Consider the following 16,051-nt stretch of genomic DNA (forward strand, 5'->3'; position numbering starts at 1 on the left):
GCCTGAATGCCCACTGGTTCATGAGCCTTGCCGACGCCCGCGAAAAGTTGGAAGCTTGGCGTCGACACTACAACGAGGACCGACCCCACAGCGCGATCGGATACAACGTCCCGATTGCCATGCATTATCCCGATGGCGTCACCGGCCCGTCATCGTGAGGCAGCCGGAAAAATCCAACTTCCGGCGGTCCAAGGTTGGGGAGCAGGGCACACATGAACAGGGCAGACCGGCGAGGGTCTATGTGATCATCCGGGATGGAACAGTTAGGCGCTTTGATCGATACGTTTTCAGAACCGTTTACCTCGATACGAATGCCGTTGAGAGTGATTTCGGTTCACTGTTTCCCAAAATACGCCATCCTGCAGACGCTCAAGCGAGTTTCGCAACGGTATCTGCCGTCGGCGGACCGTTGCAGCCCCAGGGCGTGCCGCAACCGCAATGAACGACCGCTTTCGGATTCCGCAGGCAGCTGGGGCCGGGATGCTCAACGCCGGCAATCGGCAGCGAACGAGCAAGTTTCGCCCGCCAACGCGCGGCGTGACGGTGGACCGGCCGAAGGCGCCCCCCCTTCGCGGCCTTGCGACGGCGGATCATCGATCGTCCCCCTCAAGGTGGATCTGCAAGCTCATTCGTGCCAGCACTCCCGCGGCCGAGAGTCCCCATGGCGGCAGCGTGGGCAAATGCAGAGGCCCGCTTTCGGCCTCTGCCTACAGGTCTCATTCATCCGGTGTGGCTATCGTCGACCGGAACTCGCCCCGATCCTCGGTCGCAAGGCTGACGAGGTAGATCGCGAGCCATGCGAGCACAAAGCCGGGGATCATCTCATAAAGGCCGGTGACCGCTTTCAGACCGGTGAAGATCCAGAGCCCGACGGTCGCCGCGCCCACCACCAGGCCCGCCACGGCGCCGGAACCGTTCATGCGCTGCCAGGTCAAGGACAGGATGACCAGGGGACCGAATGCCGCTCCGAAGCCCGCCCAGGCGTTGGCGACCAGCCCCAGGACCTCGCTTTCCGGATCGCCTGCAATCAGGGCGGCGACGGCACCGACGGCAATCACGGAGATGCGCCCGATGGCCACGAGGGTCTTCTCGGAGGCGCCCCTGTTGAGCACGAGCTTGTAGAAATCCTCGGCCAGCGAAGAGGACGAGACCAGAAGCTGGCTCGAGACCGTCGACATGATCGCGGCCAGAAGGGCTGCCAGAAAGAAGCCCGTGATCAGCCCGGGAAACAGGGTGTCGGCGAGATAGATGAAGATCGTCTCGCTATCCTCGATCACCACGCCGTTGCGCTCGACATAGGCGCGGCCGAAGATGCCGACGCCCACCGCACCGATCAGCGCGATGCCCATCCATGCCATGCCGATATTGCGTGCGGTCGCGACTGCGGCGACGCTCTTCACCGCCATGAAGCGGACGATGATGTGCGGCTGGCCGAAATAGCCAAGGCCCCAGGCGAGCAGCGAGATGAACCCGATGAGCGTCATGTCGGGGGACCAGAGCTTCAAGGTGAACCCCTCGACCCCGGAGAGCGTCTCCTGGGCCTGGGCGAAGCCGGCGCCCTTACCGGAATAGAGCACGATCGCGGGCATGATGATCAGCGCCAGCATCATGATCAGCCCCTGGCAGAAATCCGTGAGAGACACGGCCAGAAAACCGCCGACCACAGTGTAGGCCAGCACGACGCCGAGGGTCAGCCAGACGCCGAACTGGTAGCTGCCGTCAAAGGCGCTCTGGAAGAGCTTACCCCCTGCGACGAGGCCCGAGGCCGTGTAGACGGCAAAGAAGACCACGATGATCACCGCTGAAACCATGCGCAGCGTGACGCCCCGCGACGGGAAGCGATTGGCCAGGAAGGCCGGGATGGTCAGCGCGTTGTCATAGCGCTCGGTCTGTTCTCTCAGGCGCGGCGCGACGACCATCCAGTTGACGAGCGCCCCCAGAAAGAGGCCGATGCCGATCCAGGCTTCGACCAGACCCGAGGCATAGAGGGCTCCGGGCAAGCCCAGCAGCAGCCAGCCGGACATGTCGGACGCCCCGGCGGAGAGTGCGGCGACGGCGGGGGACAGATTTCTTCCGCCAAGAATGTAATCCTCGGACGTGGCTGTCGATTTCCTGTAAGCGTAGATCCCGATCCCGATCATCAGGAGGAAATAGGCCGCCAGACTAATGATAGCTCCTGTGGACACGTGTTCTCCGATTCCTGTTCATGCAATCTTCGGGCCCTATCCGATCCTGCCACACACAGGCAATACGGGTCGTGGCGCCTGACCACGAATGCGAGGACCGTCACGGCTGGCTCGATCTCTTGTCCCGCGCAGATCGCGGCAGGGTCGAGGGCCGGTTTGGCGATGCACGAGTCTTGCAGGGCCAAGATCGGCATCTGCGATGCTGGTGCGGTCGCGGCGAATGTCCCGGGTGTGGTCGTCTTGTGGGCGCAGCTTGGGACGCGGCACCGAGAGCCGCCACCTTCAAAGGGCCGCCAGCCGCCCGCTGGCCGGCATGCAATTCGCCAGGGGCGGAAAGATGCAGCAGTGCCGCAGGGCGGGACGCGGCCGGCCGGTGGGGTTTTGCGGCGGGCTTGCGTCCCCGGCGGGCGGGTGGATCCGCGGCGGGAGACGCCTCGGGTTCCGGCTCCTCCGGTGGCGGCAGGGCGTCGTCGGGTTCGGGCTCCGGCAGGGCGGCCTCCGCCTCGGCCGTCCGCTCGGCGGCGATGTCGGCGGCGCTCTGGATGCCTGGAGGTCCTTTCTGGCGCATTGCGCCACGCCCTCGGGCAGAGCTTCTGCTGGAGGGGGATGTTGAAAAGAACCCGGCCGGATTTGCCCTGAGGGATGCCGAAAGCGCGGCTGGCCGTCAACGCCGCGCACCAGGACGGAGCGCTCCGACGGAGCATCGAAGGCCGCAAATCCGCCAGACGCGCAAGCCACTGATATAAAAAGAAACCACCGACTGCAGCGCAGCCGGTGGTCATTAATCCTGTGCCGGAATGGACAAATTACCCCGGAAATGGACAGGTTTTAGTGGGTCCTACAACATCAGCAGAGAAAGCGCTTTAGCCGCATTTCGAATACCCGCAGCTCACGCAGGTCATGCAGCCCTCGACCATGTGCATTCCGAAGGTCCCGCAGCTGGGGCAGGACGGGCCGCGGGCGGTGTCGCCGACCGCCATCGCCTGATACTTGGGATCGGCCTTCAGCCCCTTGCCCTCGGCCTCGATGAAGCCGATGGCAACCAGGTGCCGCTCGATCACGCCGCCGATCGCCGCCAGGATCGAGGGGATGTACTTGCCCTGCATCCAGGCCCCGCCGCGAGGATCGAACACGGCCTTCAGCTCCTCGACAACGAAACTCACATCTCCGCCGCGCCGGAACACCGCCGAGATCATCCGCGTCAGCGCCACCGTCCAGGCGAAATGCTCCATGTTCTTCGAGTTGATGAAGACCTCGAAGGGACGGCGGCGCCCGGCGATGACGATGTCGTTGATGGTGATGTAGATCGCGTGCTCGCTGTCGGGCCATTTCAGCTTGTAGGTGTTGCCCTCCAGCGCGTGCGGCCGGTCCAGCGGGTCCGACAGATAGACCACATCGGCGCCGGTTTCGGCCTCGGGCGTCTCGTCCGAGCTCTCCGAGACCGTCAGGACCGAGCCCGTCACGTCGTTCGGACGGTAGGTGGTGCAGCCCTTGCAGCCGGATTCGTAGGCCTGCATGTAGACGTCCTTGAAGGCGTCGAAGGCGATATCCTCGGGGCAGTTGATGGTCTTCGAGATCGAGGAATCCACCCAGGTCTGGGCCGCCGCCTGCATCCGCACATGTTCGGAGGGCGACAGCGTCTGGGCATTCACGAAATAATCGGGCAACTCGGCCGCGCCGAACTTGTCGCGCCAGAGCTGGACGGCATAGTCCACGACCTCTTCCTCGGTCCGGCTGCCGTCGCGCTGCAGGACCTTGCGCTTGTAGCTGTAGGCAAAGACCGGCTCGATCCCCGAGGACACGTTGCCGGCATAAAGGCTGATGGTGCCGGTCGGCGCGATGGAGGTCAGCAGGGCGTTGCGGATGCCGTGCTCGGCGATCGCGGCACGGACATCGGCATCCATATGCGCCAAGGCCCCGCTCTCCAGGTATTTCTCGGTATCGAGCAGCGGGAAGGCGCCCTTCTCCTTCGCCAATTGCACCGAGGCCAGATACGCGGCGCGGGCGATCCGGTGCAACCAGCGCGAGGTCTGACGCGCCGCCTCCTCGGACCCGTAGCGGAGGCCCACCATCAGCAGCGCATCGGCAAGCCCGGTCACGCCCAGCCCGATCCGCCGCTTGGCCTGCGCCTCGTGGCGCTGCGCGTCGAGCGCAAAGCGCGAGATGTCGACCACGTTGTCCATCATCCGGACCGCGGTCGCAACCAGCGTCTCAAGCGCCGCCTCGTCCAGCGCGGCCCCCGCCTCGAAGGGCTCCGCCACCAGCCGCGCGAGGTTGATCGAGCCAAGCAGGCAGGCGCCATAGGGCGGCAGGGGCTGCTCGCCGCAGGGGTTCGTCGCCGCGATGGTCTCGCAATAGGCGAGGTTGTTCATCTGGTTGATGCGGTCGATGAAGATCACGCCCGGCTCGGCATAGTCATAGGTCGCGCGCATGATCTTGTTCCACAGATCGCGCGCCTCGACGGTGTGATAGACCTTGCCGTCGAATTGCAGCTCCCAGGTGCCGCCCGCCTTCACCGCCTCCATGAAGGCGTCGGTCACCAGCACCGAGAGGTTGAAGTTTCTCAGCCGGGCCGGGTCCTGCTTGGCGGTGATGAACTGCTCGATATCGGGGTGGTCGCAGCGCATGGTGGCCATCATCGCGCCCCGGCGCGAGCCTGCCGACATGATCGTGCGGCACATCGCGTCCCAGACATCCATGAAGGACAACGGCCCCGAGGCATCGGCGGCCACACCCTTCACATCCGCGCCCTTGGGCCGGATGGTCGAGAAATCATAGCCGATGCCGCCACCCTGCTGCATGGTCAGCGCGGCCTCTTTCAGCATGTCGAAGATGCCGGCCATGCTGTCGGGGATCGTGCCCATCACGAAGCAGTTGAACAGCGTCACCGCCCGGCCGGTCCCGGCGCCCGCAGTGATCCGGCCCGCAGGCAGGAACTTGAAATCCTCCAGCGCTTCGAAGAACACCTCTTCCCATTTCGCGGGGTCGGCTTCGGCCTGGGCCAGGGCGCGGGCGATCCGGCGCCAGGTGTCTTCGACCGTCCCATCGGCTGGCGCGCCCTCGGCGTCCTTCAGGCGGTACTTCATGTCCCAGATCTGCTCGGCGATGGGGGCTGCGAAACGGCTCATGCGGGGAATCCTCGGGTGCGAAGAGAGGTAGACCAGCATAGGGGCTGAGCCCCGGCAGTGCAACCGCTCCACTGCCCGTATATGCGCCGGAACCGCTTGAACTCCGCTACGGCTAGCTTAGGTTGGGTTTTCATTAACAGAATCTGGTGGGAACAGGATGGCCGGGGGCCATGTCAATCTGGTGAAGCTCTGCGTCGGTGCGGACCGGGTCGAGGACCTGATCGACTGGCAGACCGCACGCCGTGCCGCCCTGCCCGACGGCCTGCCGCGGCACGTCACCCGGATGTGGCCGAAACGCGCGGCCGACCTGCTCGACGGCGGTTCGCTTTACTGGGTCTTCAAGGGCGCGATCCTCGCCCGCCAGCGCGTTCTCAGGCTCGACGAGGTCATTGGCGAGGACGGGGTGTCGCGCTGTGCCATCGTGCTCGACCCCGAGGTGATCCGCACCGAGGCGGTGCCGCGCCGCCCGTTTCAGGGCTGGCGCTATCTCGAGGCCGACGACGCGCCGCGCGACCTGCCCGCCGCGCGTCCCGACGAGGACGATTTGCCGCCGCAGCTGATGGCGGCGCTGGCCGAAATCGGCGTGCGGTAAGGTCGGCCCGGGGCCTGCGCGATCAGCGCGCCAGCAACGCATCGGTATCGCGGGCCTCTGGCAGGCTCGACTGGCTACCGATCCGGGAGCAGGCGATGGCGGCGGCGGCGGCGGCCCGATGCAGCGCCGCCTCGGGCGTCTCTCCCCGGTCAAGCGCGGCGGCAAAGACGCCGACGAAACAGTCCCCGGCGGCGGTGGTGTCCTTGGGTGTGCAGGCGACCGCCGGGATCGTAATCTCCTGTCCCTGCCAGCACAGTTCGGCCCCCTCGCTGCCCAGCGTGCGCAGGATGCCCGCGCCCGAGGCGTCGGCCAGCGCACGCGGATCAGGCGCGCACCCCAGCCAGCCCGCCATCGCCCCCGCCTCGTCCTCGTTGACGACGATCAGATCGCAAAGCCCCAGCACTTCGGGGTCGAGCCGGTAGGCCGGGGCGAGGTTCAGGATCGACAGCGCCCGCGCCGGGCGGCAGCGCCGGATCAGCCGGGCGATCTCGGCTGGGTCGTTCTCCAGCTGCAACAGCAGGAGCGAGGCCCGGTCCAGCAGCGCGTCCTCGACGCTGTCCGACGATGCTGCCAGATTGGCCCCGCCCGCGACCACGATCTCGTTCCGGCCTTCGGGATCGCGATGGATCGCGGCACAGCCGGTGGGCGCCTCCAGCCGGGCCACGCGCGTCAGATCGACCCGGCCCGTCAGCCCGGCCAGCGCGACCTCGGCCAACGCGTCCTGTCCGACCGCCCCCGCCATCGCCACCTCGGCACCGTCCAGCGCCGCGGCCAGCGCCTGATTGGCGCCCTTGCCGCCTGCCTCGGTGGTGAAGCCCTGCGCCATCAGGGTCTGGCCCGGCTGCGGCAGCGTCTCGACCGAAAAGATCAGGTCGGCGTTCAGCGATCCGAAGGTGACGATCATGCGGCGGCCTCGCTTTCGTGGATCTGAACGAAATGCCCCTCTCCGACCTCGCGGTAAAGCCGTTTCGGGGCGACATAATCGGCCGGGCGATAGGGGCTGCGGATCTCGTCGCCCGCCACCACCCGACGGCGGCGGCGCGACGGGTCGGCGACCGGCACCGCAGCGATCAGCTTGCGGGTATAGGGGTGCTGAGGGGTCTCGAAGACGGCGGCGCGCGGCCCGATCTCGACGATCTCGCCCAGATACATCACCGCGACCCGGTGGCTGATGCGTTCGACCACAGCCATGTCATGGCTGATGAAGAGATAACCAAGCCCGTAGCGTTCCTGCAGATCGAGCATCAGGTTGATGACCTGCGCCTTCACCGACACGTCCAGCGCCGAGACGGATTCGTCGGCCACGATCAGCTTGGGCTCCAGCGCCAGCGCCCGGGCGATGCAGATCCGCTGACGCTGCCCGCCCGAGAATTCATGCGGGAAACGCTGCATCATCTCGCCCGACAGCCCGACCCGCTCCAGCAGGTCGGCCACCCGCGCGGGCGCCTCGCGACGGGACACGAGCCCGTGCACGATCATCGGTTCGGCGATGGCCTCGCCGATGCGGATGCGCGGATTGAGGCTTTCGAACGGGTCCTGAAAGATCATCTGCACGTCGCGGCGGATCTTCGTCAGCTCCGAATGCCCGGCCCCGCGCACGTCATGCCCGTCCATCCCGACAGTGCCGCCTGACGGCTCTTCCAGCCGGATCAGCGACCGGCCGGTGGTCGACTTGCCGCAGCCGCTTTCGCCGACCAGCGACAGCGTCTCGCCCTGACGCAGTTCGAACGAGATATCCTCGACGGCGTGGATGCGGCCGACGACCCGGCGCAGGATGCCCTTGCGGACCGGAAAGCGGGTGACGAGATTGTCAACCTTCAGCACCGGGGGTTCATTCACGCGCACGGTATCGGCGGTGGGCGGCGGCGGCGCGATCTCGCCCGTCGCCATGTCGACCCGCGGAAAGCGCAGCGGCCGGTCCTGCCCCGCCATGGCGCCAAGCTGCGGCACCGCCGACAGCAGCGCCCGGGAATAGGGGTGTCTCGCCTCGCGGAAGATCGCCTCGGTCGTGGCCTTCTCGACCACCTCGCCGCGATACATCACGACGGTCCGGTCCGAAATCTCGGCCACCACCCCCATGTCATGGGTGATGAAGAGGACCGACATGCCCTCTTCCTCCTGCAAGGTCTTGATCAGTTCGAGGATCTGCGCCTGGATCGTGACGTCGAGCGCGGTGGTCGGCTCGTCGGCGATCAACAGACGGGGGGCGCAGGCCAGCGCGATGGCGATCACCACGCGCTGACGCATCCCACCCGAGAAGTTCATCGGATATTCGCCCAGCCGCGCCGCCGCCGAGGGGATGCGCACCCGGTCCAGAAGCCGCACCGCCTCGGCCTCGGCTTCCGCACCATCAAGCCCGCGATGCTGGCGCAGCACCTCGGTGATCTGGCTGCCGATCTTCAAAACCGGGTTCAGCGAGGTCATCGGTTCCTGAAAGATCATGCCGATCCGGTTGCCCCGGATCGCCTGCATCTGCTCGAGCGGCCCGGCCAGCAGATCCTCGCCCTCGAACTCGATCCGGCCGGTGCTGCGCGCATTGCCGGGCGGCAGCAGGCGCATGATCGACATCGCGGTCACGCTTTTGCCAGAGCCGGACTCGCCCACCACGGCGACGGTCTCCTGCGGGCCGATATCGAAGCTGACATCGCGAACGACGCTCCGCCACTGGCCATCGACGCGGAAGGAGGTGGTCAGGTCCTGAACCGAAAGAACGGGGTCCGCCATGAGTCAGCCCTCCCTGCGGGGATTGAGGATGTCACGCAGCGAGTCGCCGATGAGGTTGATCGATACGATCAGCACCAGAAGCGCGAGGCCCGGGTAAAAGCTGATCCAGTAATCGCCCGACAGCAGGTATTCGTAGCCGTTCGACACCAGCAGCCCCAGCGAGGGCTCGGTCACCGGCAGCCCGATGCCGAGAAAGCTCAGCGTGGCTTCCAGCATGATCGCATAGGCCACGCGCATGGTGGCGACGACGATCAGCGGCGGCAGGCAGTTCGGCAGGATGTGGCGGAAGAGGATGCGCCGGTCGGGCAGCGCCATCGAGCGCGCGGCATCGACATAGGCGCGCTTGCGTTCGACCAGCGCCGAGCCACGGACGGTGCGCGCGTAATAGGCCCATTGGGTGACCACCAGCGCGAGGATGATCTTGTCGACCCCCTGCCCGAGGATCGCGAGGAAGATCAGCGCGATCAGGATCGCCGGAAAGCTGAGCTGGATATCGACGATCCGCATCAGGAAGGCATCGGTCCGCCCGCCCGCATAGGCGCTGAACAGCCCCACCGAGGCACCGATGGCCAGCGCGATGGCGGCACTGGCGATCCCCACCAGAAGGCTGGTCCTCAGCCCGAACAGGATCGCGCTGAACAGGTCGCGGCCCTGATCGTCGGTCCCCAGCAGGTAGATCATGCCGGTCATGCTTTGCGATCCGGGGGCCAGACGGCCATCCATGATGTCGAGCTGGGCAAGATCGTAGGGGTCCTGCGGCGCGATCAGCGGCGCGAAGACCGCGCCGATCACCAGAAGCGTCACAACCAGAAGGCCGATCAGCGCCAGCGGGTCGCGCAGAAGCTTGCCCAGCGTCTGGCGGAAGGGCGAGACCGAAGCGGACGCCGCAGCGGCATCCGCATGGACGGAACGGGCGGTTTCGGACGGGGCGGCCATCTCAGTTGCCCTCCAGCCGGACGCGCGGATCGACGATGGAATACAGGATGTCGACGGCGAGGTTGATGAGGCTGAACATCACGACCGTGATCATCAGGTAGGCCAGGATCACCGGCCGGTCGAGCACGGCGATGGAATCGATGATCAGCTTGCCCATGCCGGGCCAGGCGAAGATCGTCTCGGTCACCACCGCGAAGGCGATCAGCGAGCCGAGTTCCAGCCCGATCACGGTGATCAGCGGAATGAGCGTGTTCTTCAGCACATGGATGCGGACGATGCGCCCCTCGGGCAGACCCTTGGCGCGGGCGAAGCGCACGAAGTCGAGCTGCATCGTCTCGAGCACGCCCGCCCGGGTGATGCGGATCACCAGCGAGATCTTGAACAGCGCGAGGTTGAAGGCCGGCAGCGCGATATGCGCGAGCCCGTCGAGGGTGAACAGGCTCAGCGGCACGCCGAACACATCGACAGTGTCGCCGCGTCCCGACGAGGGCAGCCAGCCCAGCTGGACCGCGAAGACCATGATCATCACAAGCCCGATCCAGAAGGTCGGCAGCGAGAAGCCCAGGATCGAGAAGGCCATGATCGACTTCGCCAAAATGCCGTTCGGCCTGAGCCCGGCATAGACCCCCAGCGGCAGCCCAAGCGCCAGCGCCATGACCAGGGCCGCTGCCGCCAGCTCCAGCGTCGCGGGCATGCGCTGCAGGATCAGGTGCAGCGCGGGCTGGTTGTAGACGAAGGAATTGCCCAGATCGCCCGACAGCGCGTTCTTGAGGAAAATCCCGTATTGCACCCAGACCGGCTGATCGAGCCCGAAGGACCGGATCACCTCCAGCCGCTCGGCGGGGGTCGCCGTGGGGCTCAGCAGCACGTCGACCGGGTTGCCGACCATGTGCAGACCGCCGAAGACCAGCACCGACATGACGAACAGCGTCACCAGCGTCTGCAGCAGTCGGCTGAAGAGATATCCGCTCATTCCGCCTTCCCTTTCTGCGTCCCCGCGCCCGGCCCGCGATGTCCGGCCCGGCCCGACGCGGAGATCCTCTCGGATACCAGCGCGATATAGCCCGGCTCGTCCACCCCGGTCATGACCGCCGCGCGCGGCGACGGCGCGGCGAAATCGGCAAAGGTCTGACCGATCGTCGGACCGGTCAGCTGAACCTCGACCCGGGCCGGACGCCCGGTGAACAGCCCCGGCCGCAGCAGCCAGGCCACGGTCATCGCGTCGTGCAGCGGCCCGCCCAGACGGCCGTATCGGGCCGGGTCGCTGCGGTCGTATTCGGTCAAGAGGTTGGCCAGCGCCCGCCCCCCCTCGCAGCCGCTGGCGCGGAAGGCCGCGACATGGCTTTCGGTAAAAAGCGCCTTCGTGGTCACGTCCAGGGGGAACAGCACCAGCGGCACGCCCGAGCCGAAGACGATGGCGGCCGCATGGGGGTCGGCAAGCATGTTGAACTCGGCCCAGGGGCTGCGATGGCCCGGAGCGTGAAAGGTTCCCCCCATGCAGACGATCCGGCGAATGCCCCGCGCCACTTCCGGATGCAGCCGCAGCGCCAGCGCGATATTGGTCAGCGGCCCGATGGCACAGATCGTCAGCGGGGACTGGGTCCGTGCCGCCGCGCGGGCCATGCGCACGATGAAGCGCACGGCATTCTCGGCCGCGGGCTCGACCCGGCCCATCCCGACCAGCTGCGCCGGAAAGGCGCCTATCTCGGCATATTTGCCGAAGATCTGATCGCGCAGAAGCGGTGCCCGCGCCCCGGCCATCACCGGCACATCCGGGCGCCTCGCCAGCCCGACGATCCGGCAGGCATTGGTCAGCGTCGCCGACAGCGTGACATTCCCCGCAACCGTCGTGACCCCAAGAACATCGAGTTCGGGCGAGCCCAGCGCCATCAGGATCGCCGCCGCGTCATCGACGCCCGGATCGCAGTCGATGATGATCCGGGTGGGGCTCATGCGGCGCCACGCATCTCGTACTGTGTCAGAAGCCCGAGATAGAGATCGATGACGCCCTCGGCATCGACCTTGAGGACGATATCGGCATTGGCGGGCGCGCCCGACTGGCCGTACCAGTCGGCCACGGTCTGGCCGAGGCAAAGCGGGCTTTCGGTTTCGACGAAGATCCGGGCGGGCCGCGTCTCGAACAGGTCGGGACGCAGCAGGAAGGCGGTGACTAGAGGGTCGTGCAGCGGCCCCCCGCGCGTGCCATAACGCTTCGGATCGTTGCGGTCCCAGGACGCCATCAGCCCGGCCATCGCCGCCGAAATCCGTCCGCTGGCCCCCACGAACCGGGCCACATGTTCGGGGCGCAGGATCACCTGATGGGTGGCATCCAGCCCAAGCACGGTCATCGGCAGCCCGGCGGCAAACACGACCGCGGCCGCATGCGGATCGGCCAGCATGTTGAATTCGGAGGTCAGCGACCGGTTGCCGGGCGCATGGAACGCCCCGCCCATCATCACGACCCGCTCGATGCCTCCAGCGATGTCGGGCGCGATCCGAAGCGCCAGTGCCAGATTGGTCAGCGGCCCCAGACAGCACAGCGTGATCTTGGGCCCCTCCTCCCGCACCGCGCGGCCCAGATGATCGATCAGCGCCTCGACCGCGCCGGTCGGCTCGGGCCGCTTATGCGGCTCGGGAAGCCGCGCCGCGCCAAGCCCGGTCTCGCCATGGAAAAGCCCGTGGATCGGATCGCGGCAGAGCGGCCTTGCGGCGCCCGGATGCACCGGAATGTCCTTCCGGCCGCCCAGTTCGCAGATCTGCAGCGCATTGCGCAGCGTCCGGTCCAGCGGCTGGTTGCCGCAGACCGGCAGGATCGCCCGGATATCGAGCTCGGGCGCGACGAAGGCGCCCAAAAGCGCAATGCTGTCGTCGATTCCGGGATCGCAGTCGAAGATGACAGGAAGAGAAGCCGTCATGGGAGTGCCGTCCATCGAAGAGGTGAACCCGGCGGGGCCGGTCACAGGGCGCCGATGGCGCCAAGCGCCTCGGCAAGTTCGTCGCGGGCCGTCGCGTCGAGCGGGACCTGCGGGGCGACCGGGTCGCCCACGTCGAAGCCCTGCAACTCGAGCGCGGCCTTGATGCAGGCCGCCAGCGAATGGCGGGCGAAAAGCTCGTTGATGCGCCAGAGCGAACGCTGCACCTCCATCGCCCGCGCCCAGTCGCCCGCGCGGGCCGCGTCGTACAGCGCGATGCTCTGCTCGGGGACGATGCAGGCCGGACCCGCCATCCAGCCGACGCCGCCGATCAGCATCACGCAGGCCGGGATATGGGCCGAAGCGGCGAAGACCTCGATCCGGTCGCCGCAGCGGTTCAGGATCGACAGAAGCCGCCCGGTATTGGACGAGGCATCCTTGATGTAGCGGATGTTCGGCACCCGGCTCAGCCGGTCGATCACCGGCAGCGTAAGGTCCGAGCGCTGGAAGTTCGGATTGGTGTAAAGCACCACCGGCAGGCCCTCGGCGGCCTCGGCGATGGCGGTGAAATAGGCCTCGACGCCCGCCTCGCCGACCGGGAAATAGGCCTCGAGGATCGCGAGGATGCCGTCGGCCCCGGCGGCGACCATGGCGCGCGTCTGCGCCACCGCATCTGCCGTCGAGGTGGAGGCGACGCCCGGCACCACCGGCACCCGGCCCTTGGCGGCACGGATCGTGGCCGTCGCGACGGCAAGCCGCTGATCGTTCGAGAGATAGGCGAATTCGCCGGTGCTGCCGAGCGGCGCGAGCCCGTGAACCCCCGCCGCGATCAGCCGCTCGACAAGCGCGGCCAGAACGTCCTCCCGGACCCCGCCCGACGCGTCGAGCGGGGAGACCAGATAGGGAAAGACGCCGCGAAAGGCCGGGCCCGCATCCGCGCTCATTCCGGGCGGACCTCATAGGCCAGCGTGTAGCCGTCGGACCGGCCCGGATAGTCGATCCCGTCCTCGAGCGCCCAGGTATTGGCGAGGTAAAAGACCGGGATCACGCCAAGGTCGGTCATCGCGATGCGGGTGGCCTTTTGCAGCAGCTCGCGGCGGGTCGCATCGTCGAGGGTCTGGCGCGCCTGCTGCAGGGTCGCGTCGAACTCGGGGTTGGAATAGCGGCCGCGGTTGCCGCGCCCGGCGCTGTCGCCATAGGTTTCCAAAAGCGGCCCCAGCACGCCCGAGGCCTCGCCGGTCTCGACCGCGGCCCCACCCATGATGAAGCTGAATTCGAGGTTCGAGGCGCGCGAGAAATAGACGCTGGCGGGAAGGGTCTCGACCGAGGTGTCGATGCCGATCCGGCTGAAGAACTGGCCGATGGCCTGGGCCACGCGGCTGTCATTGGGATAGCGGTCGTTCGAGGCGTGGAAGGTCAGCTTGAAGCCGTCGGGATAGCCCGCCTCGGCCAGCAGTTCCTTGGCCTTCGCCGGATCGTAGGGATCGACCCCGATCGACGGATCGTAGCCGAAATAGCCTTCGGGCACGAGCTGGCCCGCGGGCACGCCCTGACCGTCCATGATCCGGTCGACGATGGCCTCGCGGTTCAGCGACAGCGACAGCGCGCGGCGGACCCGTTCGTCGCGCAGCGGGTTCTTGCCGTCAGGCCCGGTGGCGAAGGGCGACACCTCGCGGCCCTGATCCATGTGCAGATACATCACCCGGTTGCCCGCAACCGAGACCACCTTGAGATCGCCGGAAGATTTCAGGCGGCGGGTATCGGCGGTCGGGATGCTCTCGATCATGTCGACATCGCCCGACAGCATCGCCGCAACCCGGGCGCTGTTGTTCTTGAAGATCTTGAAGGTCACGTCTTCCCAGGCGGCGGGACCGGCCCAGTACGCGTCGTTGCGGGCGACCTTGACCTCGCTGTCCGGCACCCAGGACACGAACCTGAACGGCCCGGTGCCGATCACACCCTTGCCCGCGTTCATCTCTTCGGTCGTGACCCCGGCATCCTCGGCGGGCAGGATCGCGATCCGGCTGAGATCGTTCGGCAAAAGCGGCGTCGGCTCGGCGGTGGTGATCCGCACGGTCAGCGGATCGACCGCCTCGACCGAGGTGATCGCCTTGACATAGGGCATGAAGGAACTGGGGCTGTTCTTCGAGGCCAGCGGAACCCGGTTGAGGCTGGCCACCACATCCTCGGCGGTGAAGTCGCTGCCGTCGTGGAAAGTGACGCCTTCACGCAGTTTGAATTCCCAGGTGGTGTCGTCGATCACGCTCCAGGAGACGGCCAGCGCCGGCTGGATCTGCTGCTTGTCGTCCTGGTTGACCAGCCCGTCGAAGATGTTGCGCGCCATCGCGCTGTTCGGGCCGACGACATAGAATTGCGGGTCCATCGAGGTGGTCGAGGCCGCCAGACCGATGGTCAGCGCCTGCGCCGACACGAGGCTGGGCGCAAGGGCGGCGAAGGCCGCGAGGATGGCCGCAGAGGCAACGTGTTTCATCCGGATAGTCCTCCGTATCACAGGGGCGCGGCTCACAAGGGCGACCCGTGTCTTCCGCGCAGGGCCGATCAAAAATTAGCCATTTCGGGAATCGGCATGAAATTGTATTTAGTGTCTGCATCATGCGTGAATGTTATACAGGAATAAGATCATGCGGTTGCGCCACCGGCAGATCGAGGCGTTTCGAAGCGTGATGATGACCGGCGGCATCACCTCGGCCGCTGCCGCCATGCATGTCACCCAGCCCGCGGTGAGTCGTCTGATCCGCGACCTCGAGGACACCATCGGGCTGTCGCTGTTTCAGCGGCGCGGCGCCCGGCTCGATCCGACGCCCGAGGCGACGCTGCTTTATCGCGAGGTCGAACGGCTTTATCTCGGGCTCGACCAGATCGCCCAGGCCGCCGAGGACATCCGCGATCACAAGAACGTCGTGATCCGGATCGGCACCGTCACCTCCCTGGTGCGCCCCTATCTGCAACGCGCCATCCGAGAGGTGATCGGCGACCGCCGCGACGTGCCGCTGGTGATCGATGTCGAAAACAGCCGCCACATCTGGGACATGGTCGAGAATGCGCAATACGACATCGGCTTCGTCTATCGCCGCCAGCGCATGGATGCCCGCGCCCAGCGCCTGCGCCAGATGACGGCGGTCGCGGCAGTGCCGCCCGGCCATCCGCTGGCCGGACGCGCGGTCTGTACCCCCGACGATCTCGCGGGCGAGAGGCTGCTGATCCCGGGACGGAACTCGCCGGTCCGGCTCGCGCTCGACACCGCGCTGGCGCAGGCCACCGCCGCGCCGGCAAGCCTCGTCGAAAGCTCGATGCTGAACTGCTGCCATTTCGCGGCTGACGGGATGGGGATCGCGATCGTCGACGAAATCTCGATCCGCGCGGCCGGAGTCGCCCTGGTCGGCATTCCTTTCCTGCCGGGAATCGGCGTCGGCTATTACGCGATCCGTCCGCCCGGGGCGCATCGCATCGCCATTCTCGACGCCATCGTGCAGCATGTGCAGGGCCAGCTGGCCGCGCCCGCAGAAGACTGAGGACGCAGACCGAGGGCGCGAACCGTCCCCGGGGCGCTGG

At 66.9% G+C, this 16,051-nt stretch carries 13 protein-coding genes; 3 read left to right on the forward strand and 10 right to left on the reverse strand.

The window, feature by feature from the left end; translation table 11 throughout:
- A partial coding sequence (locus C8N38_RS17710) for an integrase core domain-containing protein (RefSeq protein ID WP_146176305.1) occupies positions 1 to 158 on the forward strand: 158 nt, incomplete at its 5' end.
- A 558-nt stretch (positions 159 to 716) separates the two neighbouring features.
- Here the strand turns inward: C8N38_RS17710 and putP are convergent.
- Together putP and C8N38_RS17725 are read right to left on the reverse strand one after the other, a co-directional pair.
- Positions 717 to 2,186 carry a sodium/proline symporter PutP gene (gene putP / locus C8N38_RS17715; RefSeq protein ID WP_108028474.1) on the reverse strand — a complete coding sequence of 490 codons (1,470 nt, stop codon included), beginning with the start codon at positions 2,184 to 2,186 and terminating at the stop codon, positions 717 to 719.
- A gap of 863 nt (positions 2,187 to 3,049) precedes the next feature.
- Positions 3,050 to 5,314, reverse strand: a complete 2,265-nt coding sequence (locus C8N38_RS17725) for an adenosylcobalamin-dependent ribonucleoside-diphosphate reductase (protein WP_108028476.1) — start codon at positions 5,312 to 5,314, stop codon at positions 3,050 to 3,052.
- A gap of 157 nt (positions 5,315 to 5,471) precedes the next feature.
- On the opposite strand from C8N38_RS17725, the gene C8N38_RS17730 reads away from it, so the two are divergent.
- Complete coding sequence (locus tag C8N38_RS17730; RefSeq protein ID WP_108028477.1) at positions 5,472 to 5,906, forward strand: DUF1489 family protein; 435 nt, start codon at positions 5,472 to 5,474, stop codon at positions 5,904 to 5,906.
- Positions 5,907 to 5,928: 22 nt separating this feature from the next.
- Here C8N38_RS17730 and C8N38_RS17735 read toward each other — a convergent pair whose 3' ends face one another.
- From C8N38_RS17735 to C8N38_RS17770, 8 genes are read right to left on the reverse strand one after another with little or no spacing between them, the layout of a single operon-like run.
- Positions 5,929 to 6,810, reverse strand: coding sequence for a ribokinase (locus C8N38_RS17735; RefSeq protein WP_108028478.1), 882 nt, complete (start codon positions 6,808 to 6,810; stop codon positions 5,929 to 5,931).
- Positions 6,807 to 8,630, reverse strand: a complete 1,824-nt coding sequence (locus tag C8N38_RS17740; protein ID WP_108028479.1) for an ABC transporter ATP-binding protein — start codon at positions 8,628 to 8,630, stop codon at positions 6,807 to 6,809. The genes C8N38_RS17735 and C8N38_RS17740 overlap by 4 nt, the downstream gene beginning before the upstream one ends.
- 3 nt (positions 8,631 to 8,633) lie before the next feature.
- The gene (locus C8N38_RS17745) at positions 8,634 to 9,566 is read right to left on the reverse strand and encodes an ABC transporter permease (RefSeq protein WP_108028480.1); all 933 of its coding nucleotides are present in this window, start codon (positions 9,564 to 9,566) and stop codon (positions 8,634 to 8,636) included.
- 1 nt (position 9,567) lies between these two features.
- Positions 9,568 to 10,539 (reverse strand): ABC transporter permease, encoded by a 972-nt coding sequence (locus C8N38_RS17750; protein WP_108028481.1) that lies wholly within the window; start codon positions 10,537 to 10,539, stop codon positions 9,568 to 9,570.
- Entirely contained in the window at positions 10,536 to 11,519 is a 984-nt protein-coding gene (locus C8N38_RS17755) for a nucleoside hydrolase (RefSeq protein WP_108028482.1), read from the reverse strand. Before C8N38_RS17755 ends, C8N38_RS17750 begins: the two co-directional genes overlap by 4 nt.
- The gene (locus tag C8N38_RS17760; RefSeq protein WP_108028483.1) at positions 11,516 to 12,481 is read right to left on the reverse strand and encodes a nucleoside hydrolase; all 966 of its coding nucleotides are present in this window, start codon (positions 12,479 to 12,481) and stop codon (positions 11,516 to 11,518) included. Before C8N38_RS17760 ends, C8N38_RS17755 begins: the two co-directional genes overlap by 4 nt.
- Before the next feature lie 41 nt (positions 12,482 to 12,522).
- On the reverse strand, positions 12,523 to 13,422 hold the full coding sequence (locus C8N38_RS17765; RefSeq protein ID WP_108028484.1) for a dihydrodipicolinate synthase family protein: 900 nt from the start codon (positions 13,420 to 13,422) through the stop codon (positions 12,523 to 12,525).
- On the reverse strand, positions 13,419 to 14,969 hold the full coding sequence (locus C8N38_RS17770; protein WP_108028485.1) for an ABC transporter substrate-binding protein: 1,551 nt from the start codon (positions 14,967 to 14,969) through the stop codon (positions 13,419 to 13,421). Before C8N38_RS17770 ends, C8N38_RS17765 begins: the two co-directional genes overlap by 4 nt.
- A 151-nt stretch (positions 14,970 to 15,120) precedes the next feature.
- Between C8N38_RS17770 and C8N38_RS17775 the strand changes: the two genes are divergently transcribed.
- Positions 15,121 to 16,011, forward strand: coding sequence for a LysR family transcriptional regulator (locus tag C8N38_RS17775; RefSeq protein ID WP_108028486.1), 891 nt, complete (start codon positions 15,121 to 15,123; stop codon positions 16,009 to 16,011).
- The last annotated feature ends 40 nt before the right edge of the window (positions 16,012 to 16,051 follow it).

Origin of the sequence: Rhodovulum kholense (assembly GCF_003053725.1) — a bacterium.
GTDB classification, from domain to species: domain Bacteria; phylum Pseudomonadota; class Alphaproteobacteria; order Rhodobacterales; family Rhodobacteraceae; genus Rhodovulum; species Rhodovulum kholense.

Excerpts from the sequence above, each read along its gene's own strand:
- C8N38_RS17725 (WP_108028476.1), bottom strand. The coding sequence starts at position 5,314 with ATGAGCCGTTTCGCAGCCCCCATCGCCGAGCAGATCTGGGACATGAAG.
- C8N38_RS17730 (WP_108028477.1), top strand. The coding sequence starts at position 5,472 with ATGGCCGGGGGCCATGTCAATCTGGTGAAGCTCTGCGTCGGTGCGGAC.
- C8N38_RS17735 (WP_108028478.1), bottom strand. The coding sequence starts at position 6,810 with ATGATCGTCACCTTCGGATCGCTGAACGCCGACCTGATCTTTTCGGTC.
- C8N38_RS17740 (WP_108028479.1), bottom strand. The coding sequence starts at position 8,630 with ATGGCGGACCCCGTTCTTTCGGTTCAGGACCTGACCACCTCCTTCCGC.
- C8N38_RS17745 (WP_108028480.1), bottom strand. The coding sequence starts at position 9,566 with ATGGCCGCCCCGTCCGAAACCGCCCGTTCCGTCCATGCGGATGCCGCT.
- C8N38_RS17750 (WP_108028481.1), bottom strand. The coding sequence starts at position 10,539 with ATGAGCGGATATCTCTTCAGCCGACTGCTGCAGACGCTGGTGACGCTG.
- C8N38_RS17755 (WP_108028482.1), bottom strand. The coding sequence starts at position 11,519 with ATGAGCCCCACCCGGATCATCATCGACTGCGATCCGGGCGTCGATGAC.
- C8N38_RS17760 (WP_108028483.1), bottom strand. The coding sequence starts at position 12,481 with ATGACGGCTTCTCTTCCTGTCATCTTCGACTGCGATCCCGGAATCGAC.
- C8N38_RS17765 (WP_108028484.1), bottom strand. The coding sequence starts at position 13,422 with ATGAGCGCGGATGCGGGCCCGGCCTTTCGCGGCGTCTTTCCCTATCTG.
- C8N38_RS17770 (WP_108028485.1), bottom strand. The coding sequence starts at position 14,969 with ATGAAACACGTTGCCTCTGCGGCCATCCTCGCGGCCTTCGCCGCCCTT.
- C8N38_RS17775 (WP_108028486.1), top strand. The coding sequence starts at position 15,121 with ATGCGGTTGCGCCACCGGCAGATCGAGGCGTTTCGAAGCGTGATGATG.